This window comes from Acinetobacter sp. Z1 (assembly GCF_024296945.1).
In the GTDB taxonomy this organism is placed as follows: Bacteria; Pseudomonadota; Gammaproteobacteria; order Pseudomonadales; family Moraxellaceae; genus Acinetobacter; species Acinetobacter beijerinckii.
Map to the genome: position 1 here is coordinate 2,303,310 of NZ_CP101115.1, position 24,505 is coordinate 2,327,814.

General features: G+C 37.0%; 25 protein-coding genes and 1 tRNA gene. 10 read left to right on the top strand and 16 right to left on the bottom strand.

The annotated features are described in order from the left end of the window. Positions 1-18: 18 nt before the first annotated feature. Together NGC85_RS10745 and NGC85_RS10750 are read left to right on the top strand one after the other, a co-directional pair. Entirely contained in the window at positions 19-900 is an 882-nt protein-coding gene (locus tag NGC85_RS10745; RefSeq protein ID WP_050041688.1) for a copper resistance D family protein, read from the top strand. 14 nt (positions 901-914) lie between these two features. Then, entirely contained in the window at positions 915-1,187 is a 273-nt protein-coding gene (locus NGC85_RS10750; protein WP_005159403.1) for a hypothetical protein, read from the top strand. A 103-nt stretch (positions 1,188-1,290) separates the two neighbouring features. On the opposite strand, the gene NGC85_RS10755 is transcribed toward NGC85_RS10750, so the two are convergent. From NGC85_RS10755 to NGC85_RS10770, 4 genes are all read right to left on the bottom strand, one after another. After that, entirely contained in the window at positions 1,291-2,187 is an 897-nt protein-coding gene (locus tag NGC85_RS10755) for a hypothetical protein (protein ID WP_050041588.1), read from the bottom strand. A 143-nt stretch (positions 2,188-2,330) separates the two neighbouring features. Next, positions 2,331-3,455, bottom strand: a complete 1,125-nt coding sequence (locus tag NGC85_RS10760) for a YqaJ viral recombinase family protein (protein WP_050041587.1) — start codon at positions 3,453-3,455, stop codon at positions 2,331-2,333. Between the two features lie 149 nt (positions 3,456-3,604). After that, the gene (locus NGC85_RS10765) at positions 3,605-4,651 is read right to left on the bottom strand and encodes a DUF932 domain-containing protein (RefSeq protein ID WP_050041586.1); all 1,047 of its coding nucleotides are present in this window, start codon (positions 4,649-4,651) and stop codon (positions 3,605-3,607) included. 64 nt (positions 4,652-4,715) lie between these two features. After that, entirely contained in the window at positions 4,716-5,033 is a 318-nt protein-coding gene (locus NGC85_RS10770; protein WP_050041585.1) for a hypothetical protein, read from the bottom strand. A 788-nt stretch (positions 5,034-5,821) separates the two neighbouring features. Here NGC85_RS10770 and NGC85_RS10775 point away from each other — a divergent pair. Then, positions 5,822-6,943 carry a hypothetical protein gene (locus NGC85_RS10775; protein WP_050041584.1) on the top strand — a complete coding sequence of 374 codons (1,122 nt, stop codon included), beginning with the start codon at positions 5,822-5,824 and terminating at the stop codon, positions 6,941-6,943. Positions 6,944-7,056: 113 nt separating this feature from the next. Further along, a complete protein-coding gene (locus NGC85_RS10780; protein ID WP_151822004.1) occupies positions 7,057-7,566 on the top strand; it encodes a hypothetical protein in 510 nt (169 codons plus the stop codon). A 70-nt stretch (positions 7,567-7,636) separates the two neighbouring features. On the opposite strand, the gene NGC85_RS10785 is transcribed toward NGC85_RS10780, so the two are convergent. The 3 genes from NGC85_RS10785 to NGC85_RS10795 form a co-directional block, all read right to left on the bottom strand. Further along, the gene (locus tag NGC85_RS10785) at positions 7,637-8,566 is read right to left on the bottom strand and encodes a hypothetical protein (protein WP_050041582.1); all 930 of its coding nucleotides are present in this window, start codon (positions 8,564-8,566) and stop codon (positions 7,637-7,639) included. Continuing rightward, positions 8,563-9,846 carry an inovirus-type Gp2 protein gene (locus NGC85_RS10790; RefSeq protein WP_050041581.1) on the bottom strand — a complete coding sequence of 428 codons (1,284 nt, stop codon included), beginning with the start codon at positions 9,844-9,846 and terminating at the stop codon, positions 8,563-8,565. The genes NGC85_RS10785 and NGC85_RS10790 overlap by 4 nt, the downstream gene beginning before the upstream one ends. Before the next feature lie 216 nt (positions 9,847-10,062). Then, positions 10,063-10,275 carry an AlpA family transcriptional regulator gene (locus NGC85_RS10795; RefSeq protein WP_050041580.1) on the bottom strand — a complete coding sequence of 71 codons (213 nt, stop codon included), beginning with the start codon at positions 10,273-10,275 and terminating at the stop codon, positions 10,063-10,065. Between the two features lie 110 nt (positions 10,276-10,385). Between NGC85_RS10795 and NGC85_RS10800 the strand changes: the two genes are divergently transcribed. After that, positions 10,386-11,756, top strand: coding sequence for a hypothetical protein (locus NGC85_RS10800; protein WP_254731007.1), 1,371 nt, complete (start codon positions 10,386-10,388; stop codon positions 11,754-11,756). A 466-nt stretch (positions 11,757-12,222) separates the two neighbouring features. Here NGC85_RS10800 and NGC85_RS10805 read toward each other — a convergent pair. Further along, positions 12,223-12,312, bottom strand: a tRNA-Ser gene (locus NGC85_RS10805). 85 nt (positions 12,313-12,397) lie between these two features. Next, positions 12,398-14,428, bottom strand: a complete 2,031-nt coding sequence (locus NGC85_RS10810) for an NADPH-dependent 2,4-dienoyl-CoA reductase (RefSeq protein ID WP_254731010.1) — start codon at positions 14,426-14,428, stop codon at positions 12,398-12,400. Between the two features lie 291 nt (positions 14,429-14,719). On the opposite strand from NGC85_RS10810, the gene argG reads away from it, so the two are divergent. Continuing rightward, positions 14,720-16,063 (top strand): argininosuccinate synthase, encoded by a 1,344-nt coding sequence (argG, locus tag NGC85_RS10815; RefSeq protein ID WP_005053217.1) that lies wholly within the window; start codon positions 14,720-14,722, stop codon positions 16,061-16,063. 195 nt (positions 16,064-16,258) lie between these two features. Further along, on the top strand, positions 16,259-16,942 hold the full coding sequence (locus tag NGC85_RS10820; protein ID WP_254731013.1) for a pirin-like bicupin family protein: 684 nt from the start codon (positions 16,259-16,261) through the stop codon (positions 16,940-16,942). Between the two features lie 45 nt (positions 16,943-16,987). On the opposite strand, the gene NGC85_RS10825 is transcribed toward NGC85_RS10820, so the two are convergent. Beyond that, positions 16,988-17,209 (bottom strand): hypothetical protein, encoded by a 222-nt coding sequence (locus tag NGC85_RS10825; protein ID WP_254731016.1) that lies wholly within the window; start codon positions 17,207-17,209, stop codon positions 16,988-16,990. Between the two features lie 793 nt (positions 17,210-18,002). Here NGC85_RS10825 and NGC85_RS10830 point away from each other — a divergent pair. Further along, positions 18,003-18,635, top strand: a complete 633-nt coding sequence (locus NGC85_RS10830; RefSeq protein WP_254731019.1) for a glutathione S-transferase family protein — start codon at positions 18,003-18,005, stop codon at positions 18,633-18,635. 144 nt (positions 18,636-18,779) lie between these two features. Further along, complete coding sequence (locus tag NGC85_RS10835; protein ID WP_254731023.1) at positions 18,780-19,421, top strand: hypothetical protein; 642 nt, start codon at positions 18,780-18,782, stop codon at positions 19,419-19,421. A gap of 250 nt (positions 19,422-19,671) precedes the next feature. On the opposite strand, the gene NGC85_RS10840 is transcribed toward NGC85_RS10835, so the two are convergent. Further along, the gene (locus tag NGC85_RS10840) at positions 19,672-20,178 is read right to left on the bottom strand and encodes a hypothetical protein (protein WP_005058219.1); all 507 of its coding nucleotides are present in this window, start codon (positions 20,176-20,178) and stop codon (positions 19,672-19,674) included. A gap of 157 nt (positions 20,179-20,335) precedes the next feature. Here NGC85_RS10840 and NGC85_RS10845 point away from each other — a divergent pair, with 157 nt between their 5' ends. After that, positions 20,336-21,286: a hypothetical protein gene (locus NGC85_RS10845; protein ID WP_005058217.1), complete on the top strand. Its 951-nt coding sequence runs from the start codon at positions 20,336-20,338 to the stop codon at positions 21,284-21,286. 65 nt (positions 21,287-21,351) lie between these two features. Here the strand turns inward: NGC85_RS10845 and NGC85_RS10850 are convergent, their stop codons facing one another. The 5 genes from NGC85_RS10850 to NGC85_RS10870 form a co-directional block, all read right to left on the bottom strand. Next, entirely contained in the window at positions 21,352-21,936 is a 585-nt protein-coding gene (locus tag NGC85_RS10850) for a lysozyme (protein WP_254731026.1), read from the bottom strand. Then, the gene (locus tag NGC85_RS10855) at positions 21,933-22,223 is read right to left on the bottom strand and encodes a phage holin, lambda family (protein ID WP_005058213.1); all 291 of its coding nucleotides are present in this window, start codon (positions 22,221-22,223) and stop codon (positions 21,933-21,935) included. The genes NGC85_RS10850 and NGC85_RS10855 overlap by 4 nt, the downstream gene beginning before the upstream one ends. 79 nt (positions 22,224-22,302) lie before the next feature. After that, a complete protein-coding gene (locus NGC85_RS10860; protein WP_254731029.1) occupies positions 22,303-23,181 on the bottom strand; it encodes a DUF4882 family protein in 879 nt (292 codons plus the stop codon). Between the two features lie 19 nt (positions 23,182-23,200). Next, complete coding sequence (locus NGC85_RS10865; protein ID WP_254731032.1) at positions 23,201-24,034, bottom strand: DUF4882 family protein; 834 nt, start codon at positions 24,032-24,034, stop codon at positions 23,201-23,203. 309 nt (positions 24,035-24,343) lie between these two features. Next, a complete protein-coding gene (locus NGC85_RS10870) occupies positions 24,344-24,505 on the bottom strand; it encodes a hypothetical protein (protein ID WP_254731035.1) in 162 nt (53 codons plus the stop codon).

Below are 24,505 nucleotides of genomic sequence, written 5' to 3' on the forward strand. Positions count from 1 at the left end.
ATTACGATGGAGAAAATTATGATTCCTGAATCTTGGATATATGCATCATGGCTTGTTAAAGTCATTTTATATTTAGGTATTGCATTTGTTGTTGGTGGTACTTTCTCCTACTTCTTACTTGGACGTTATGTAGAAATAAAGGAAACTATTCTCAAATACATAACTATTGGTACAGGCTTAGGTCTTTTTTCAAGTGTTCTCGGCTTCTTCATTCTTATAGGAAGTTTTGCCAACACTGGCCTTTCAGGTATGTGGGATAGCAACTATATAAATATACTAGTCAATACTCCTACTGGACATGTCTATATCATTCGATCAATCAGTTTTGCACTTTTACTCATATTTATGATAGTCAAACTTAGTAAAGGGACGATTGATATTTCCAAAACTGAAGGAGCAATCTTTACCATACTGCTCACACCAATCGTTTTAAGTTTTTCACAACTCGGACACGTCACGAATTTACCCTTATTCGCTCAAGCTTTGTTATCAATACATGTACTTGTAATGTCCTTATGGATGGGGTCGCTTTATCCATTATGGAAAACAAGCAAAAAAATTAATGGCTTACCACTTAAAGAACATATGCATCTATTTGGGCAAATAGCAGCCTTTATTGTAGGAATACTCATCGCTTGTGGTCTTAGTATTGCTTTATTACTCTTTAAAGATTTTAATACTCTAATCAATACACCTTATGGGCATGGATTTATTATTAAAATATTATTTGTCCTAAGTATTTTATTGTTAGCAGCCTTTAACAAATGGTATTTCACACCTCGCTTACAAGACCCGAAATTTGCGAAACAATTGGGCTATGCCATTTTATTTGAGATGTCATTAGGTCTATCAATTCTTTTAGCCACTGGTTATATCACCACTGTAGTCGGTATTGAGTAAAAAAGGATCACGCTATGACTTCATGGATGAAGTACAATTTATTATTTCTCATATTTTTAAATACAATATCTTGGGCTGAACCTAGCACTTCAAAAACGATTCGCTCCTTAGATGATACTGAATTACGTAATATTACTGATCATAACCATGGCGATACCAAAGTTGATGAGAATAAAGATGACCATCATTCCAAAGATAAACAACTACGTAATGAGGATAGTAGACAACAAAAAGTTATAAATGGATTAATGTTACAAAAGCCTAACGTACTACCGCCCTCCAAATAAACGATACTTAAGTAATGTTTATTGATTCAATAAGTAGTTCAAATTTTTTAATAAAAAATAGTAGCAATATTACTGTTGGGGGCTTCTTAGCCCCCAACAGTATTTAATTCAGAGCTTGAACCGACTGCTGCAACCCTTTCTGAATATCCTGAACATGAGTTAAATCATGCGTTTGCTGATGTTGCTCAGATTTAGCTTCCTCAGTATAAAACTCCTCAACAATATCCAAGCCCTCTTCACCACCTATCTCAAAGCTGGCATTGCCATAGCCCTGTCGTGCCACATGGTCCAAAGCCTCCTGATAAAACCCTGCTGCCTTGCTTTGTTCATCGATCTGTTTGGCTGAGCTAATTGCATCTTTCAGGTTTATGCCATCCCTTAAGGTTAAATCCACGTAATAGATCGGAGTACGATAACTTTGTGTTGTGCTTTTTCCTCTCAATGTTAGTTGCAATGGCAGACATGAAAGTAAATCACCCGATGCTGCATGGTAATAACTTAGCCGTGCTGCCAATGTCCGAATACTATTAAAGCCTGTGGTCCTAAAGATGAATGTGCCAAACTCATCCGATTCATCCAGATTCACATACAGCCGTCCATAAGGTTTACACAGCCCACCTTGCGCCAATGGGCATAAATCAGGTGATGGACATGGATGTTGTTCAATGCCATTTTGTCCGAGTCGCTGACAGGTTTCGCCATTGCCTGAACAGATTAAGCGTCCAGTTTGGCGGTCAAAAAGGCTGTACTCAGCTCTAAGGTTGAGCTCAGGATCATTAAAAATCATTCGTACAGGTATGCTTCTGAGTTTCTGGTTTTGTGCTTTGGCACGTAACTGTTCATCCAGTGGATGTTTCACCCAGCCATCCTTATTCTGGATTTGGCTGGTAATGGTAAATTGGTCATCTTTTTCAGGGAGTCGTTTTCCATTCTTTTCGACAATTTTGCCGATGCTAATACGACCTAAAACGGGTGGTGTAATTGCTAAGCCTTTAATCATGGTGATGTCCTCTTTATAGCTGTTTAAAATTTTGGGTATAAAAAAATCCCATACCTGTTGAGGTATGGGATCGGGTTGTTTGACGTGGCTCTGGTGGTTGATACGTTTGTTTAAGAAAGAAATGCTGGATATACGTATCTGCTCTATCCACCATTCGGGTAAATCTGAAATCTTCGTGTTCCCACTTTGGTTTGTGGAAACTGCTGTAGATATTCAGGATGCAATTTAAGCAGGGATTTACTGTCTAGGCTGATTGAGTCCTGTGATTTTTTCCAAGTGACTGAACCACCTGTAAATACCGCTCGTTCTGCCTCTTTCATCATCATTTGCAGTTGATGTTTGAGTTCATCAAAATACTGTTGATGCTGCTCAACCCTATGTCTCTCCTCTAACAATTGGTTAAATAGATAGTTGGCTTGTTCATTTTGGCTGAGGTCTTCTACTAGTAATGGCGTTTGTGCTGGATAAAGTTGTTGTAAAGCTTTGGCTGCTGAGTCCGAGGCATCCACACTTGGTGGAATATCGGATTCCACACATTGCCAGAAATGACGTTCCGCATTAATGATGTGCTGAATCACCGTTTCGTTACGGGTCACTTTAAAGATTTTAGTTTCATGTCCACAAACCAAGGCACAGATATGCGCGGCTTGTTTGCCTGTCACCGCAAGTTGATGCTGTACCTGACACAGTACATACAGTGGTACACCATCTCGCCAAAGCTTAGAGCCATATTCCCCCACGGTTTTACATTCCAAGATTTGAACTTCTTCACTACCCACTACGGCATAATCCAAATTCGCCAACATAAAGTGTTTGTCTTCATCGGGATGCTGTAGCACTGCATTGACACGACGTACCTTATTATTGGTGTGTATGCTGTAGTACTCAGCGACTAAAGGTTCTAGCTGCTTGCCCCAATATAAGGGTGCATAGCCTGCACTTTCGTCCTCAATGTTTTGTTGCATCCGACCTGTTTTGATCATCCATAGTTCTAGCATCGACATATACGGATTGAGTCCACATGCGGTAGCGGCATCACTGCTACCAATGCCCTGCTTTCGAACTTCTAACCATTGCTGGTAATTCATCTGTTTGGTGTTGGCAAGACGTTTGGCTGTGGGTGCTTTGGTTTTTCGTGGTTGCGTATTCGGTCGATCTCGTTTTCGAGTTCCCACCTCAACCTGTTGAGTGGGTTGATTTAAGTTAGGTACATAGGGTTGTAAAGGTGGATGGTTTAAGGTGTTTTGAATTTGAGTATGACTATTCATTGCAACTATTCCTGTAAGAGTAAAATCGTAAAAGCTGAATTTTGGGCATAAAAAAAGCCACATCTGGAAATGTGGCTAAAGGTGTTACTGTGCTTGTACGGTATTACCGTCTGCTTAGGCTAATGTAGAAGACTTAACTGAAACTGAATTTAGGCAATCATTCTCAATGCCTGTTCCAGACCACGCTGTTTAATGGCTGCACCTGCCCCAAACCAAGCAGAATCGAGTCGATGATCAGTGCTCATGGCTCTTCGTTCATGGTCACAAAATTCCGTAATGGAACACAGCAAACCATACGCCGTATCTTTGGCTGAGCTGAGTTCTGCGCCTCGTCCATGTCCGTTAAACATGGTCATGACTTTAGACATGGCACGTCCATTCGGTTCAGTTTTATTGTCGGCTTTGGATGGTGTTTGATTTGGCATGGCTGCATTTCGATAGAACTGAATGATGCTTTCATCCTGTTCAGCAATACTCAAGTTGGTGTTGTTAAATACTGCATCAAAGTAGGCTGCGGCTTCCTGCTGTGTTACCTTGCGCTGACTCAGTTGTTTCATTTCATACATGTGTTCATCCCATGCACGAACTGAAATCCCCAGTTGCTGTTTGACGCGTTCCGCATTGAATCTGGTACTGTGCGGAACTTTCACTACGCCTGCACTGGTATTTTGTCCTTTGAGAGCAATCGCTAAAGTATTGTTACATACCACCCGAATGGAGGTAAATTGTGCTGTAGTCGCCAATGTGCCATCACATGCTGTTGCCAATAAAATATAACCATTACTGACATCCTTGCCTTTTAAGGCCGAAGTTTGTCCTGTCTTAGCCAATGCCCAGAATTTCTTACCGCCTTTGAGTACGCCTGCGGTTTCCAGTTCAAAGCCTGATTGCTCGGTCAAGTCTTTGTAGAAGTGTAGGATTTCCATCGGTTGCACTTCCTGAAAGCGCTGACTCACCACCGATAACGGTGCGTGGGTATCTGAGCGATAAAGTACCCGTTGCTCTTCAAAAGGCATGATAATGCTTTGCCCCTTTTCATTCTGTGCCATGTAACTAACATCTGAAGATTCAATCCGCCAATCCATACCTGCCTGTTGTGCCCAGACCTCTATAGGTTGGTTTGGGGTGAGTTCATTGCCTAAGCCATGCCAAGGGGTTTGTCCAGTGAATGCCATTGTTTCTACTAAATGTGCCATAAGAATAATTCCTGTATCAATTTTAAAATGGGTAAAAGCGTTGGATTTAAATTTTGCTGAATGCTTAATTGCGTAAATTCGGGCTAAAGCTGCGGTCACAGTGATTGCAGTAGTACTGTCTGCGAGAAATGGGTTGTAGCGGTTGTTGCTGTTCATCTTCAGTGATCAACATCCAGATACCACCGATCAACACCCCAACAATTGCGCCTGCAATCGGTGGAATATTCAGGCTTTTGGAAACACTCACGCCTAATGTGGCAAGTGCCATCGGTGACATCACACCATTAGAAAAGGAGCTATTGGATGAGGTACTGGGTAAATGTTGGGGTGATTGCAGTTGTACCGTCTCTCTAGACTGGCAATAAGGACATGGCAAACTCATTGTGGTATTTCCTGTAAATGAATAAAAAAGCCTACTGGGGAAGCAGGCAAAATGATTGCGATGTAGCTGAAGCATGTGTTGGTGCCGTCTCGAATGGAGAAACACCGTTCTCAATTAGATGCTATGTATTTGTATTTTTTTAGAATGCGTTTTTTATCATCAGTTTTAGGCGATTTTTGAATGATGATTAAACAGATCAATTGACCTGTTTTTTGGCAACGATTATGATGCAAGGGCTGACCTACATTGTCAGTCGGTTTTGACAGACCGTTTACAAAAGGCGCACAACAAACGCGATATAGGTTTTTGTGCGTTCTCTTAAGTCACGCCTTTATGGTGAGGCTAGGAGGGGCACGCTTGCGTGCGCTGATTTCCTTTTGTATCAGTCTGTCAACCCTTCTAGTCTTGCCACCATTATTTGACAGTAATTTGGTAAGACTACTTCTCATCACAAAAGGAATAGTCAACCATGACGCAATTTACTGTGCTTTATTCCCCTGCACTTTCTCCGCCTTTTCGGCATTTCATTCCCATTCATTTATCGCACGCTTTCGCTGTGTCCTGATTGATTCAAGGAATCAATTAACTGCTGCATCCATTTTGGTCAGTGGTGTTTTGTGCTGGATAAAAATCATGAAATTCATCGCACAGCTTATTTTGGTTGTCCTTATTGCTCAGAAATAGCATCGCTAGAGCCTGTGACAGCCAAACAGAATGTATTTGAAATTACAGTCAATTTCATAGTTCATTTTTAAAACTTTAAAAATATTGGATGGGGAAATAATAGGATGAAATACGTTTCAATTGCGCTGCTCACCAGCCTTGCATTGGTCGGCTGTTCAAAACCACAAAATGATGATGTAGAGAACAAGGAACTAACTCAAAAGATTGAAAACATGTCATTGAATGATGCTGCCTCTGCACAGGCTGTTTCTTCTCCTTTGATTATCGCTCGAAATAAAATTACACCTCCGCTCACCCAAACAGGTGAAAGCTTTCAGGAATTAATAAAAGATGAAGGGTATTTTTCTTTTTATCCACCGTATAAAACCATCTCTGGTTTGCAGATGTTTGCTGAGAATTCGGATGTGGCTGACTATTGTGCAAACTGTGTGCATTTCCAATCTGTTCTGAATGATTTAAGAAATGTGCTGGCTTTAAAAAATAATCAAGTTTTGGTAATTGGTCATACAGGTCAACAATTTCCTGCATTCACTTTTGCTTTAGGTGACGACTATTCTTTGCGTGCAGCGCATGATACAGCCATCAATTATATAAGATCGACAATGCAGGTCGTTCCACCACAAAAAGATCAATTTGAAAGTACAGAACAATATCAACAACGTATTCAGACACTTCAAAAAGAACTGGACAGTAAAAATGCCCATCTCAATTATGACTTAAAGCTATTAGAACTCAGTTTAAATGCTACGTCTGGTCAAAGTCTGTTTATGCCAAGCAGCTATACACCGAATGATCGACCAAAGGGTCCTATTGATAATTTTGTTTACTACGATGCTGACTCGAAACAATTACATTTTGAGAACATGAATTTCGCATCTGATCTTATTGTGAATTTCACTGCCCCATCCACGCCAGAGTTAGCACAAAATATCATTACGGCTAGTGGGCAAAAGTATGTCGGTTATATTTTTAACTTCAATAATCATAAGTTGGAATTAGATAGTTTAGTCATTTATAAAGCCAACAATACGCAAGCTGATTCAGCAAATGAGCCGATCGCTATCCTTGAACCAAGCACCATGTCCTTTCAACGCAAACATTTCAACGGCATAGAAAATGCTCGATTAAAGCAATTTGATGTGACACTTAAAAAGCCAATTCCTTTTGATTTTAGCTTGGAAAACTACACGCCGATCGAGAAAGTATTTAAAAAGATCGATGAGTAATTCCCACTTTTATAAAAAGTAAAAAATTGATTGACCAAACAATTAAATACACAGGGTTGGGCTTTCGCCCAACCCTGTAGATCACAACATTCAATTAAATATAGGCATGTGTAATGAATTTTATTCCATCTGTTGTTTTATCCAGTGTGTTGCTGCTGACTTTAAGCGCATGTAATTCGGGCAACGATGTACCAAAATCCAAAGATGTCCAAACTCAAACAAGTGAGAATAGCACTGCTGATACGACTGAAACTCCCCCTCAATCCGAAGATGATTTTCCAGCCGTAGATAAATCCTTTTTAGAAGATGAAACATACAATGCTGAGGAAGTGACTGAACCCACTGTACAAGAACAATTTGAAGTCCGTGTCCGTCGTGAAGAATCACAATACTCCATGACAGGCTATAGCGATTTGTTAAACATCATGTCTTTAAACGATGCACCAACCACCATCACAGGCGTTTTAATCAATCGTGGAAATTGTAGAAGTAAAGGTACTTATGATTACCAGAATATGCGTTATGGCTCTGTGGCAAAAGTTTACTTGGGTTGTTCGGCTGAATATGTTCGTGAAGTGACGGTCACCACCAACAGTGGTTTGACCTATACCTATAACTTTTAGAGATTTAATCACAAGGATTTATACAAGCATAAAAAGGCGTTCTGATTAGAACGCCTTATATTTGAGAAGCTTATTTAGTAGGGATATTTCCTGTATAGCTTTGCCACAAATAGGAAATATGCTGACTCATATAGCGGTAAATCTTGAGTGGTTCATTTAGAAACTCAATATGTTTACGCCAGTAGCTACGCATATCACTGTCCGCAAAGTAACAGTGTTTTTCCCAAACCAAATAAGGTGATCCTTGCACAAGCTCATGTCCCTTGTGTAAACAAGCCCCTCTCCATACCCGCAAGATAAAATCGGAATATTTAAACTCATCACCAATCACATAAATGATGGCATGGACTGAATAAAATCCATTCAGTGATTTCACAATACGCCATTGCACATCATACAGCTTGCCAGCTAATTGCTCTGATTGATGCAATCTTTCCAGCCATTTTCGAACGAGTTTAGGTAGTTGAACTTCATCACTCTGATACAGTGGATGAGTAAAGATGCACTGTAATTCAAAGAACAAACAGTTCATTTGCTTATGCTTATCTAAACAGCGCTTAAATACAGCTTTTTGATGTTTTACACTTGCGTTAATAGGCTCAATAAACTCTGAATATTTTATTGCAGTACGTTGCTTCAATAATTTGGTTTTAATTTTTCCATGGATAGGATGTGCATTCGCCAATACATAATTCATATCTTGAAATTGATAATGACCTACTATTTCTATCAATGCGTTCCAATAAGGGTTTAACTGAAATTCATTCAATACGGTACGATGATTATGCAACCAAGGTAAAAAATATAAGAATGCTTGATATTGTGGTTCAAAACATTCCTTAGCACGCTTATCCATTACTTGAAGCTGCCCTTTCTCAATTTGGGCTAAGCTTTTCACAGTTTGGTTAAATATATAATTCTGATGTGCATCCAACACCAAAGGAAACTGTGGAGTCCGTTGACATATGGGCTGCGGAGGCGTAATTGGAAAGTGATTCACTTGTTCACCTCCGCTTGTTTTTTACGTCCCATTGTCTTTGCAATATTCTTATCAATACTTGTCCCTAGAGTACGTTCTTTACCAATATTTTTATGCAGAATAAATTGATCTTTCTTTGCAAAATAACGCAGCAATCCCAGTAAATACTGGTATTTCTGTTGCTCATGACGATGCAGCCGTCCTATGGCTAACTTATCATATTGATTATTGACCGCTTTGAAATGGCAATTATGGAAAGTCCCCTCAACACCGATGACCTTTTCCCAAATCTGACCAATCTGTTGTGCAAGTTTAATTTCCTGAGAATGATCTCGACTGTCTAAGATAAATATAAAGTGATAGTGAAATCCCCTTCTTTGACCGAATTCTAGCTTCCAGATATACCCTAGGATATTCAGATTCTTAGTACGACCTACAGAACGCAAAAAAGTACGTAAATCCTTTTTGACTTGGTCAAGAGTCGGGTTCTGGGTTTTATCAAATCTGAGGTCAATACGGATAACTAATACTCTTGAATGCTTTTCAAGTATCAAATCTATACACCGTTTAGCTGATTCAAATTGGTTTCTAGCACGATCCTTTCGTTTCTTTTGCTGATACTTAAACTCTTTTTCTTGGGTAAGCCAATAAGTTCGCTCCACAAATTGATCAAGCAATTCAGCGAATACACCAATTCTGGTCGTACCATCCAGATTGGTTATCGTAATCGGATCATTTAGATATATAAATTCAAAGTCAGCATGATATACAGGCTTTAAAACCTCATTAAATGCCTGTAGTACAACTCGATTGTGTTCACAGTCATATTGCTCAAGTGATTCACAACCTTGTCTAAATAGCTGTTTGAATAATTGCTGCAACTCTTTATCTGCATATTCATATTGAATACCCATTACTTTCAATGGGTTATTCTTAGCTAATGGACGACAAGCTCTCACGAATCCCTTTTCAACAATCAAGTTCACATATTTTATTCGTGTAAATATTTTCTCCAATTCAGGATTTCTACGAAGAATATAAGCCTGCAATTCCTCACTGAACTCAAGTTGGTGATCTAAGACCAATGAGCTAGAGTGTTGACTGTCGTCTGCTTTAAAACATGATTCATATTCACTTTCCATCAACTGGAAATGTTGATCAGGATCATGTGTTATTTGTTGCATAGAACGATACAAGGTATTGGTTATAGGATTCTTCGATAAAGTAGGATCTTGTGTTGGTGGTATATATTCAATTTTGTGTGTTTGACTATCATTCATAACATAGGGTGATTGTGTCATGATAATTTACTCTACTGTAATCAATCACACCTAACCATCTGTTAATTAATAACTAATTTAATTAATGTAGTATTATTAGATATATAAATAATATAAGTACCACAAATGGTCAGGCGTAAAAAACACCGTAATCCAATGACCTCGAAATCAAGGAGTTACAGTGTCTTAGGGTTAAATGGGATAATTTGAGGCTGTAAAGATATCGCGCTAATCTGATCAGCTTTTTTTCGAATTGAGCCAGTCAATTATGTCCTGCTCAAACCACCCTACAGCCGATATGCTCAGCTTGATCGGACGAGGAAATGAAGCATCATAGCGTTTCGATTTGGGATTCATTTTGTCATAGACACTTGATCTACTTAGACCAATCATCTGCTTTAATTTATTAATGCGAATTATTTGGTTAGTTCTATTTTCTGAGGTTTGCATTGTTTACTCCGATTTAAACCTGATGTGGATGTCTTCGGATATAAATATGCTTTAAAATTATCGGAAACTTCAGAAAAACAAGATTCCCAATTGTTAAGTAGCGTATTTAAATGAGTAAACCTATCTTTGATCACGAAATTTTCAGAATCGCACATCCCGTTATGCAAAAACTTATCCAACAAGCGGTGCAGAGCAAAGAATTTCAAGCGACTTTTCCAGATTTATATGTATATCTCGAACATGTAATCATTCAAACAGGGATAAACTTAAAGCACCAAATCACTGTAAAATATAAAGAAAAGACTACCCTCTCAGCCACAGTGATTAAAGAAAACGTTGAAACCATTCTTTTAGATCGGCGATTACTCGATCATGTTGTTGGGTATTGTCAAACCCATGAACTGTACTTAGCAGATGAATATTTAATTCATGATTTATTACAACATTATGAGATCGTAAGCATGTACAACCAAGCTTATATCTTCTTCTGGGATAAAATCAAAGAATATGAAAAAAGGTCTAATAACATATATTCTTCTGAAATTCTTCTGACCCACCTAAAAAATAATAATTTATATCTGCCTAATCTTTTCCCACATTGGACGATTGAACAGCTTTTTTTAGATTATTTTATGATTTTCATTGATTATCATAAATTTAATAATAAAAAAGTGAAAAACCAAAATATTACCAAACAGCCCACTCCGCAAGAAGCAAAGTTGGTACTGTCTCGATTATTCAAATATGATTCACCTTTACCTGCATATAACAAATCGTTTATTGATACTTCCTCTTATGACTCAGAAGCCAAATCTCCAGAATATCTAAACTTAAATATTCATTTAGATGAAGATTCCAATAATTTACCAAATATTATCAATGACTTATTACATCATTTTATTGCTAGAAAAGTAGATCGACTCAGAAGTGGTTTTAATACAGCAATTCCTATCAACGAAGTGCAATTCCAAAAAATCCATCAAATTCGAAATCAATTAGATAGTGTGGTAAATGCGTCCTCTGTACTAAAAAGAGCTGATACTGTTTTGTCTGCCCTAATCAGTCTAATTTTCTATGAACAGATTTTTAAGCGCAAAATTTTAAACGGTGATCCAATAAAATTTCAGGGTATCAATTATTCAGAATTACTATTGGAAAACTCGGATATAGAAATTCCCGACTCTGTAATCGAATCCTACAATTTCGCAAAGACTCAGGACTTAGCGGAATGTATTAATCAAAATGAAGATTATGATCTAGCTCAGCACATGGATAAATTACACGATTTACTCAGTCATTTTGACGATATCGAAATAAGTAAAGCACCAAAAAAAGCTATGTCAGGCAAAATTACAAGCATTTCTTGTACAAATAATGGATCACCCCATACGCACAAAATCAGCAAAGATAGCTTAAAAAGTACCATACCCGATACACTAAACTTACTTTCACCCAAATTGGCTAAGATCATCAACCTCTAAGGATGCAGACAACTTAACAGACCGTATGTTAAGCCACTATCAGCAAGTCTAACGGTTTAACATCACTTACTAGCATCTAAAGAATATGGACAGATTTATTTTTTTACAGTCTGCCCATAATTATGAATCAATAAAATCCCATAAACAGTATGTATAAAATCAAGCAATTTTATCTAAGGTTAAAGTGAAGATAAGCAACGGTCAAAAGCCAATATAACAGATCATTTAAGTATTAGCTCAAAGTAACGAATGGTCATTCTAAAGTATATTTTCAGCCATATTTCCTCACTAAAAATCAGTTTGGAATTCTACTGGAAATTTTATTTCAACTGATACGATGTCCAAATAAGTAAAAAGATGACTTTTTAGATATCACTTAATCCAATGTTTGATGAGGGGTAGGTTGAGGGGTAAGATCATAGATAAAAAATAAGCCCTTGTAAAAACAAGGGCTTATTTAGATATTTGGCGGAAGCGGTGAGATTCGAACTCACGGAGGACTCACACCCTCGTCGGTTTTCAAGACCGGTGCATTAAACCGCTCTGCCACGCTTCCATGTGCGTAAGAATACAAAGCTTGCCCTCTTTACACAAGAGAAATTTAACTGCAACGTATTCAAATGCATATTGTTTCATCAATTTTAGAGTTTAGCGGCTAATTCAGCACCATCTCTGATCGCACGTTTAGCGTCTAGCTCAGCTGCAAGCTTCGCACCACCAATAATATGGTAGTTCGCCGACGTGTTTTCGCCCTCTTTAGGCATCAGTTCTTTAACTGATTCCTGACCTGCACATACTACTATCGTATCGACACGTAATAATTGATCATGACCATTGTGCTCAACCCATAGACCCTCATCAGTTACGGCTTTATATTGCACCCCACGCAGCATACGTACGGCATGCTTTTTAAGTTGCGCGCGATGCACCCAACCAGAGGTTTTGCCCAAACCAATACCTAATGGCGTTGTCTTACGCTGTAATAGGTAAATTTGGCGCACAGGTATTTCAACTTCTGGACGTTGCATTCCACCTTCAGAAATATAGTTAGGATCTGGATCAACGCCCCATTCACGTTGCCATTCTGCTAATGGTTGTGGCTGTGGTTGATATGGTGGTTTTAATAAAAACTCTGATACGTCAAAGCCAATACCACCAGCCCCAATCACGGCAACTTTATGACCCACTTCTGCACCACGTAATACTTCAGCATATGACAACACTTGTGGTGCAGTACTACCTTGTATTTTTAAAGCACGAGGTACAACACCCGTTGCGACAATAACTTCGTCAAAGCCTTCACGTTCTAATTGCTCACGACTGGCTTTGGTATTTAAACGCACATCAACACCAGTCTGCTTGAGCTGAACTTTGAAATAACGAATCGTTTCATGAAACTCTTCTTTACCAGGCACAACTTTCGCCAAGTTAAACTGACCACCGACATCGTTATTGGCTTCAAATAACGTTACGGCGTGGCCACGACTTGCTGCAACGGTTGCAGCAGACATACCTGCTACACCACCACCAACAACAGCAATACGCTTTGGTTTCTTGGTTTTGATATAAACCAATTCTGTTTCATGACACGCTTGTGGATTGACTAAACAGCTGACACGCTCATTCTTAAATGCATGATCTAAACATGCTTGGTTACACGCAATACAGGTATTAATTTCATCAACACGATTGGTTGCAGTTTTATTTACCCAATAAGCATCTGCTAAGAATGGACGAGCCATTTGCACCATATCCGCTTTACCAGAAGCGATAATTTCTTCAGCAACATCTGGCATATTAATACGGTTTGAAGCAATGACCGGAACGGATACGTGCTGTTTCACCGCAGCGGTATAATCTACAAATGCAGCACGTGGTACAGAAGTCACAATCGTTGGAACACGTGCTTCATGCCAGCCAATACCTGTATTTAATAGCGTAATTCCAGCTTTCTCTAATGCCTTTGCAACCACAATCACTTCTTGCATTGTGTTGCCATCATGTACCAAATCAAGTAAAGACAAGCGAAATGCAATAATGAATTTTTCACCCACTTTGGCACGGATCGCTTTGACAATCTCCACAGGGAAACGCATACGATTGTCGATATCACCGCCCCAACGGTCAGTACGCTTATTCACATGGCTACTTAAAAACTGGTTAATTAAATAACCTTCAGAACCCATGATTTCTACGCCATCATAGCCTGCTTTTTTCGCTAAGCTTGCACAACGCGCGTAATCGTCAATTGTTGCTAAAATCTGAGAATCAGACATTTGACGCGGTTTAAATGGATTAATTGGCGCTTGAATCGGTGAAGATGAAACCGAAAATGGATGATAACCATAGCGACCTGAATGCAAGATTTGCATTAAAATTTTTGCGCCATGCTTATGCACTGCATGCGTCACTAAACGATGATGGGGAATATCCGCCAAACTATTCATCGTTCCGCCCGCAGGGAGTAACCAACCCTGACGGTTTGGAGAAATACCACCTGTGATGATCAATCCAACTCCACCCTTTGCTCGCTCACCAAAATAAGCTGCTAGTTTAGGATAATTAAAGAAACGATCCTCTAAACCTGAGTGCATAGAGCCCATTACGACACGGTTTTTAATGGTAGTAAAACCTAAATGTAATGGTTTTAAGATATTTGCATAGCTAGTCATGGTATTCCTTCTATAATTTTGGCTTTGCAACTTGTTGCATAGTACTTTAACTGAATTTTTATATGAGTTTATGACTCTTTTTGAGAAAATGCTGACACTAAAGTCAAGACTAATGTAACGAATATGCTTTTCAGCTTAAAAATTAAAAACAAAATGAATTAGAGCATAAATTTTGCGCTTAGTTTTTTTTTGACGAAAACAAGCTTAATGAAAAGTGTTACAATAGCTCCGATTTTTTATTCTCCAAGACTACCGACTAGGGGTCTTTACTAATAAACGTTAGGACAAGCAATGACTGATAATGCAACTATCTTGCAGCACGTACCTGTAGGCAAAAAAGTTGGGATTGCCTTTTCTGGTGGTCTCGATACTTCAGCAGCTTTATTGTGGATGAAACAGAAAGGCGCAGAACCTTATGCATATACTGCAAATCTGGGTCAACCTGATGAAGATGACTATGATGCTATTCCAAAGAAAGCTGAACAGTACGGCGCAGTCAAAGCTCGATTAATCGATTGTCGTTTACAACTTGCTCTTGAAGGTATAGCTGCAATTCAATGTGGTGCCTTCCATATTAGCACTGGCGGTGTACCTTATTTCAACACAACACCTTTAGGTCGTGCAGTAACAGGTACAATGCTTGTTACCGCGATGAAAGAAGATGATGTGAACATCTGGGGTGACGGTTCAACTTATAAAGGTAACGATATTGAGCGTTTCTATCGTTACGGTTTATTGACCAACCCTGCGCTTAAAATCTATAAGCCTTGGTTAGACCAAACCTTTATTGATGAGTTAGGCGGTCGTGCCGAAATGTCGCAATTCCTCATCGACAACGGTTTTGACTATAAAATGTCAAAAGAAAAAGCGTATTCAACCGACTCAAATATGTTGGGTGCAACGCATGAAGCCAAAGATTTAGAATATCTTAATGCAGGTATTAAAATCGTAGACCCAATCATGGGCGTTGCATTCTGGAAAGATGATGTAAAAATTGATGCTGAAGAAGTATCAATCACATTTGAAGAGGGCTTCCCTGTTGCTTTAAATGGTCAACGTATCGAAGATCCAGTTGAATTCATTCTTGAAGCAAACCGTATCGGTGGTCGTCATGGTTTAGGCATGTCCGACCAAATCGAAAACCGTATTATCGAAGCAAAATCTCGTGGTATTTATGAAGCACCAGGTATGGCTTTGTTGCATATCGCTTATGAGCGTTTAGTAACTGGTATTCATAACGAAGATACGATTGAACAATACCGTATTAACGGTTTACGTTTAGGTCGCCTACTTTACCAAGGTCGTTGGTTCGATTCACAAGCGCTTATGCTTCGTGAAACAGCACAACGTTGGGTTGCTAAAGCCATTACAGGTACAGTGACTTTAGAATTACGTCGCGGTAATGACTACACGATTATGAACACTGAATCTCCTAACCTTACTTATGAAGCTGAGCGTTTAACCATGGAGAAAGGTGATTCTGTATTTACGCCAATGGATCGTATCGGTCAATTAACCATGCGTAACCTCGACATTACCGATACTCGTGCAAAATTGGGTATCTATACTGAAACAGGTTTACTTGCAGTTGGCCAAGGCTCTGCGATTCCACAACTAGAAAACAAATCAAAATAAAAGATTGGTAAATTAATTTACTAACTTTAAAAGGCTGAATATTTTTATTCAGCCTTTTTTATTTTATTCAAGAAAATACATAATACTGTATCATTTCATTTATAGAACAATATGTCGCAATTAAAGACTATTTATCACTATTATGAATCGATATTATAACTATCAAGCAAAACATAATAATTTGGGAGATGAAAGATGAATGCTTATCTACATCGTAGTGAAAATCGTGGGCATGTCAAAGCTGGTTGGTTAGATACTTATCATAGCTTTTCATTTGGTAGTTGGTACAACCCGAAATATATGGGTGTGAGTGCACTCCGCGTGATCAATGATGATACGGTTGCTGCTCACAATGGTTTCGGTACACATCCCCATGACAACATGGAAATTCTAACCTGTGTACTTGATGGCACCATTTCTCATAAAGACAGTATGGGTAATGAGGGACAAATCAATGCAGGTGAATGGCAATTGATGAGTGCTGGAACAGGTGTAACTCATAGTGAAATGAACAAGCATGATAAGGCTGTGCATTTATTACAGATTTGGATTCAACCAAATGTGCAAGATGCTGAGCCAACATATCAGCAAATTTTACTTAACCCCAAAGATCACCCAAATCAATGGCACTTGATTGCTGGTGATGAAACCGCGCCAATGCTGATTCGTCAAAATGCTGAAGTCAAAACTGCAGTGATTGAGAAAGATCAACATTTAGAAATTACAGCACGGAAAAAAGTGAATTATGTACATGTAATTTCAGGTGAAGTAATGATTGCCGATCATTTGGTTAAAGCTGGTGACGCTTTAGTATTTGATGAAACTGCATCCATTGCAGCATTGCAAGACAGTCAAATGATCTGGTTTGACTTACCTTAAGCTCAGTTTAACTTGTATCCCTTACCCCAAGGGGTACAAGCTTTTTTAATCATTACTGCTACTACTATCACAACTACTTGAGTCAGCATTAGAATCACTATCATCTATACGTTGATCATTATTGTCCTGAAATGAATCGAAGTTTGAAGATGTAGAAATATAAGGATTGCTATAATCAGAAGTATCCTGTGTAGCATCTGTTTTCTTTGCAAAGAAAATTAATAAAACTAAGCCAATCACGATGACCAAAATAATAAACATCAGCATCACAATCCCCTATTGCTACCCCAATCTTTATTTCACACTAAAGCCTAAAGCTTCTTCAAACCTAATTGGCATTAAAAAAGCCCGATTAACGGGCTTTTCTACAACCTTGAACATTTTTAAAAACGATCTGAACCGTTTCGTTCGTTGTTAGCTGTGTATTCAGGTTGTCATATCTTGTTCATTTAGGCAAGATTTCTCTTGAATCCCAAATAGTATATGACTTCCTTATTGTTTAAATTATCACCAATATTTGTTTGGGTCAAGATAATGTAGCGTGACAAATACAAATAAACTTTAATTAAACTTTAATAAAGAACTTACAAACTGTTTTATGCTCCTAAGTCCCTATATTTTGGTAAGTGTAAGCTCGAACTATTAACCTTTACGATTTAAAGATTGCATCAAACCCAACCTAACAAATTACATTATATAAAAATAGTATGCATCATTTGACTGAAAATCAGGTCAAAAACCACTTTCCTTACTTCAATAAAATCAGAATTTTACAATTTTATTCTCCGAAAATTTCTAACATTTTTCGATCAAAAATCAAAGTCTGCTCTATAAAATTCTAGGATGAAATTACAATAATTTTAACTTTCATTTAAGTTAAATTATATTGATGAGCATTCAACTTTCTCTGTAATGCCTCTTTCTCAGCCTCATCAATATAGCCCTAGCTTGAATTGTTATTTATAAGTAGATAAACAGCACTATCAATTGACTTAAGGGTATATTTGAAACCGTAAAATTTGGGGAAATTTCCCATAAAGCTTTGAAAGCAGGAATCATCATGATTACATTACATCACTTAGACCAATCACGCTCTTTCCGCATTTTGTGGTTACTAGAAGAAATCAATCAACCTTATGAATTGCAACGCTATTACCGTGACAAAACTACTCATTTGGCACCTGAGTCACTAAAAAACATTCATCCTCTAGGAAAATCTCCTGTGATTGAATGGCAAGGTAAAGTCATTGCAGAATCAGGAGCTATTGTAGAATTACTGATTCAAAAACTTGCAACACATCTAGCACCCGATACAAATGACGCTACTTATGCAAATTACCTACAATGGATTCACTTTGCAGAAAGCTCTGCGATGGTGCCATTTTTATTAAAAACGTTTAATCAAATAGAAACCAAACACGGTACAAAATTAGTGTTTCTAGAAAACTATACTCAAGTTGAGTTTGATAAAGTTTTTGGTTATTTAAATGATTATTTAAAAGATAAATTATTTTTGGTGGACGATCGTTTAACTGGCGCTGACTTTATGATGGGATTTGCACTTCACGGGTTAATTCATCATATGAAACAAGGTGAAAAATATCCCCATATCAAAAGCTACGTCGAACATTTGAGTTCACTACCAAGTTGGAAAGCTGCAGAAAAAATTGAACAAGATGGTGTAGCTAACTAAAAAGATAGGATTAGTTAAGGTATGTTTCCAAAAACTAGCCTGTGAAAGCCCTCTTGTGAGGGCTTTCACAAATACAATTAAGATGATTGTTTATCGGGTGGAAATGGCAAGAATTGCCCGAACAAGAAATAATAAGGAAAGAACATGAAGTTTAATTTTTCGTTTGATTTGGCAATCATCACTTCTTTGATCGCCATTTTTCTATTTGTATCTGGTCAATCTTATTTGGGAGGGTTACTACGTCCCTTCTATGTAGATCCAGTCGTCCTAAACTTTAGCGTTCAAGATAAAATCTATTGGGGATTTCTGAAAGCATTAAGCCCTTTAATCGCTATTTTCCTAACTGGAATAGGTATTTATGTTTTACGATATGTTTATGTTTCTCTAGATTTAGATCAAACAATAGTTGATTTTTTACGACGGAAGATTAAGTTTCGCTTTAAACATGAAGTTAAACCTCACAATTCTAGTCAAATAGATGAATTAGAAAAGAACTATACAACTTTTACTCTTTATGTATCTCTAATCATAGGTTGTTCAGTTGTAATATTTACATCAATTCTTGATACACAAGAAAAAGGCAAGAAAAATGGTATGGACATTCTCGCCAATATTAATGAATTACCTTTAGTCAAAATTACTGGCTCTGAAACCGATTTAAAACAATACCGTATCTTATGTGGCTCTGCCTTATGTGCCGTCATTGATGAAAAGAAAAATGTCTCTATGGTTGAACCAAAAAATGTTGTGTATTTGAGTTCTAATTTTGATAAGAAAGCATCTTAACGGATAAAAAATATGTCTGCATTTTTGATAATTATTGGATTCATCTTAGCTTTTTTCGGAGTGATCTTTGGTCCACATATATTTCATAGACATATCAGAAACACCCAAGAAGCTAAAGCGATGGGCTTTTTATGTATGCTTCCTGGAATGTTTGCTGTGATGCTTGGCTTTTATTTGAAATGAGAATCTGTAGTATCTATATATCGTTGAATCGAGCCCTTCAAAAAGGGCTTTTGAATTATAATTTTCATTATTTTTCCTCAGAACATAAAATTATAGATTTTGTTTGTACCAAACTCTCCTGAACATTGAAACCATTCAAAATATCCTCTCTCAATGAAGCAATCCCTTGAAGCGTTTCGATAGCAACTTTAGGACCTGGAGTTGACTCACTATTTATGCTTGTCAACATTCCTTTTTCTAAAGTTACTCCAAATTTGCTACTTTCAAAAAAAGCAGGATCATAATAAATATAATATAATTGCGAATAATCAGCTACAGGAATTTTATCTATACGTTTATCAGGTTTGCAATATTTTTTAGAGCTTTCCGATTCATACATAGAATGTGTAATTTCACCAGTTTTTGGATTTCTTATACGATCCAATAAAACAGTTTTTTCTTGGATTTTATATCCATAGAATGGAATTCCCAATACTTTTTTATTGGATTCTATGATAGGATTTTTTACTGTATAAACATTTCCAGAACACCCATTTAAAATAAAAATAGCTATAATAAATATTAATATTCGCATTCCAAAACCTTATCTTTAAAATATTATTAGAAAATAATTTAGAAAAACTAAATTAAATTTATAAAATAATTAAAACAATTATTTTACTCAAACCTTGCTTTAATCTCATATATTATTATCATATAATAATACAACTAACAAAAAAAGAGTAATAAAAATGAATGAACTAAAACTAGTTGAAATATCTTACGAAATAGGCATCTCAGGTATAGGTGAAATAAATACTATTTCAAACGGTGCTGATAACGGTGCAAATAATAATTTAGCATGTGGCTTTTGGAATTCAATGAGACATTCAACTACTGAGCAAGCAGTCAATAATTTTTTAAGTAGACTACCAGCCTCCAATTCAATCGATAATCAAATACAAGGTTCAGGGGCACTGAATATTGGTGGTCATGGAAGTGAAGGTTTTTTAACGTCTGGTAGTGGTCATGGTCCCCAAGACTGGCAAAAGAACTTTATAGCTAATTGGAATCAAGTTGCATGGGGCCCTTTTTTAGAAAAACTTAGTCAACGTAACTTTCCATGGTTGAAAATTTGGTCTTGTCATACTGGTGCAGGTGAAGAGGGAGCTGCTCTACTTTACGCAATTGCTAAAGTTATAAAAAAACCTGTAATGGCTAATACAGGTTTTTTATTCTCCAACAACAAATGCCGAATTTGGCAAGAAAATGGTGCAGTATGGCAAGTAGCAACACCTGAAAATCGACCAGCTCCTATTTCTGCTCCAAGCCCGCATTTTCAAGAATACGAAATTATGAGTGATATTATTACTTTAGGCAGTAACTCTATAAAATCATCTGAAATTAAGAATATTAATTTAGTATTTAATTCTCATTTAGTTAACAAAGAAGAATTAGTTATTGATGATAATGAAATAATTAAAATAATTACTAAAGAGATTATTTCCGGTTCAAAAATAAAAATACCTGGCAAACCATTAGCATTTCTTAATGCACAAATAAGAATAAGAGATATAAGAGAAAATGAAATTTTAATAAATATTTACAATAACAAACTTGCCACCAATGAAGCAGAAAATATTGGATTTTATTTAAGTCCCAAATTATCTAGCCTATTAAAATCGTTAAGTGGAGAAAATTAATTTCAAAAAAAATCCATATAAATAGTTATTAAGTATTTAGGAAGCCCTTAAAAAAAGGGCTTTTTTTATTTCTTTAAAAATAATGCTCTCTCTGCTTCACGGCGGCGAACCAAACCTTTCAACACACTACCGCCCGCTTTATTCCATACCAAAAATTGATCCGCTGCGGCTTTATAATCTAAAGCATTCAGATACTTCACTAAGGTCGATGTTTTAAAAGCATTCGTTCCGATGTTATAAGCCAAAGAAACCAATGCATCGAATTGATTTTGTGAGAGTGGAATATTCACAGCATCATTTACTGCTGTTTGAAAGCGCCTCAAATCATGTTGAAAAAAGGACTTTGCTTGTTCTAAGGTACAACTATCGCCTTTCTTTACAGCAACACTATTTGGATAAATCGTTGTCCCATAACCGATGGTCCAGACTCCTACTCCATCGTCATAAGATTTCAACTTTAAATCTTCAAAACTGGTGATGAGTTGAATGCCTATAGAACTTATAGTGATTTCAGAATCAATTGCGATTCCAAGCATATCAGCAACATCATAGGCTGTTGCTACATTCATTAATTTATCAGTGGCATCGACTTGTTTTTGGGTCAGTTTTCCACCACTGATTTTACGTAAATAATCAATGATCGCCTTCATGATTCCTCACCTACTTTTTTACTAATCATTCGATCCACCCAAAGTGTGCCTTTGAAGCCCACAATACCACCCACAAAGATTGAAAGCTGTATAGGTAACGCTAAATACTCTAATGCACTCACAATCGTTAACGTTAAACACCCGCACAATACAGCTTCTAACCAGTCGATCTTTCCACGTTTCTTGAGTGATCTGACGATCGCGACAATCACTGACAGAATTACGGCGACCACTGTTAGGTTATGCGCATCTAACCAATCAATTGCATATTTAAAATAATCTTGCATTCACTTTTCTCCAGATAATAAAAAAGCCCCAATTGGGGCTATAGCCGTTTCTTAAAAAAACTCCCGAAGGAGTTTTAAGTCAAAGTGCTGTTCCGCAGATATCTTTGGCTGCACTCGGATATGTGAGTAACATTTTAGAGTGATCTGTGATGAGCTGTAGGCTTACATTCTTACCAACTAATAATGAATTAGAATATGGTTCTTGGTTAATTACAGCAGAATAACCAATTGTATTTATGGCATTTTGCAGAGTGATATTTAAATAACCATAATTCACACCATTAATGATATAGCCAACTTGTTTTGTTGACTGATTCACATATACACCAACTCTAGTTTTTCCATCTATTGGCACAGTAATTTGATGAGTTTTACGGTCGAACTCTTTAACTGTAGTGAATCCAGTTCCATTTGGTTTAAATGAACCTCCTGTCACATAGATATAGTCACCATTGGCTTGGCCAGGTGAATTGTTATATTTGCCATAAACAATATCTAAACCAAGTTCGGTTTTTTGTGAAGAAGAACCCGTTAAGTTATAGCCAAATTCGTACGAGTCAGTTGATGCACCCATATTTATATTCAGATTAGCAACATCAATCACTGACTCTAATGCAACAATTCCAGTACTACTTACTGCAGTATCTACCATAGGTACATTAGATGGAATATTTGTTATATATCTGTATTGAGCTCTGAAATTCGCCACTTTTTTTGATGTTGCAAAATGATCAACACTTGTATTGGCATAAAAGTTAATTGGACCATTTGCTTTCTGGTCAGTTTGGTTAATATTCTGAATTAACTCATATGTTCTTGAAAAATTAGGAACTGTATTGTTACTTGTTTGCCAATTTTTAATATCCGTTAAGGTCGCATCAAGGCTATATGTACATTCAGCATAAGCACTTCCAATGGAAACTAAACCAAGCATTGAGGATAAAATTACTTTCTTCATTTATAGTTACCTTTTTTATTTAAATTGTATTCCCACAAATGTCCTTTGTGTTTGAAGGATAGGTAAACTGCATATTTGCAGAATTAGTGATTACCTGAATAGAAACTTGTTTACCAAGAAACCTAGAAGTTGTATTTGGAGATGGCTGTGAAACTGCTTGAAATCCAATATTACTTAATGCATTTTCTGCAAGAATATTTAGATACCCATAATTCGTACCATTAATGATATAACCTAGTTGCTTGGTCACTTGATTGAAATACATCCCTACTCGAACCTTACCAACACTAGGCACTGTAACAGGTATCAATTTTCGATCAAAATCTTTAGCAACCAGTTGTCCACTGGCATTTAGCTTTGTTGTGGCTGCAGTTAAAGTAATATAACTGCCATTTGAATAATTAGGATCGTTATTTATTAAGCTATAGGCTAAATCCAAACTAAGTTCATTTTTCGAACTTGATGCGCCTAATATCTGAAGGCCCAATTGTTGAATTTCATGACTAGCACCCAAAGCAATATCTTTAATATTAGCAACATCAAAAACAAATTCGCTAGCCAATATATTAGTGTTAACAACTACCTTGTCATTGATAGGTGTGTTAATTGAAGTATTACTTATAAAGTTACTAGAAGTTGCGATTTGATCAACAGAATTACTAAAATGACCAATCACTGCTGTGCCTTTTTGCTCGGTTAAATTTATTGTAGGCATGAGTGTTGCTTGACGACCACCTAGTGCATTAACTGCATCTACTTGTGATTGTGTAGCATTTAAATTATAGGTACATGCTGCAAATGTATTGCCTATTGTTATTACGCTTATCAAAGTCCCTAAGATTATTTTTTTCACGGATCACCTCATTTTAATTGAATTTTTAGTATATCTATTTAGCTAATTATTTGGTCAAAAATTGACGAATTGGAAAAAACCGCCTTTCGGCGGCGTTAAGATTTAAATATAGTCTTTATGCTTTAAGTAATATTTATCAGTGTAGTTTATCGCGGTGATTGAAGATTCAGCACCACCACCCGACTTTTCAGTAATTAAAAATAGATCTCGTTTACTATGCGTATCTGTTGTGACTAAATAAGTTGAGGCGCTAATATTTCCCTCATATTCAAGCACAATTAAAGAAGTAGGTGCACGTGCAAGTAGGACTTAATATTCACTTATACCCTGAGTGGCCTCAATTACATCAACTTGCTTATTTGGCATTTGTAAATGAATCACATATGTTTCACCTGGTGTGAGCAGACAAGGTTGGGACAGCGTTAAATACAAACTATCTTGTTCAAGCACAGAACCCGAACTGATAAGCAT